This window comes from Stutzerimonas stutzeri (genome assembly GCF_000935215.1).
GTDB lineage: Bacteria > Pseudomonadota > Gammaproteobacteria > Pseudomonadales > Pseudomonadaceae > Stutzerimonas.
The window spans coordinates 1-227 of the sequence record NZ_JXXD01000296.1; the positions used below are offsets into that span (position 1 = coordinate 1).

The following is a 227-nucleotide window of genomic DNA, read 5'->3' on the forward strand; positions in this document are numbered from 1 at the left end:
CGAGAGTGTCCAGGTCGGCCGAGTGGATCGGCGCAAGCGGCTCGATTCCGGGGCATTTACGCGATATGTACAGGAGCAGATCGAACCTGTCGAGTGGGTGATGGAAGCCTGTGGCACGGCTCACCATTGGGGCCGGTTGATGCAGGAAAAAGGCCATCGCGTCGTGCTCTTACACCCTCGATACGTGCGCCCGTATCGGCGGCGCAACAAGACCGATCGCAACGACT

The 227-nt window shown here is 60.8% G+C and carries 1 pseudogene; it reads left to right on the plus strand.

The features are described 5' to 3' along the window. Positions 1-227: pseudogene (locus LO50_RS24420) on the plus strand (IS110 family transposase); the annotation flags it as partial.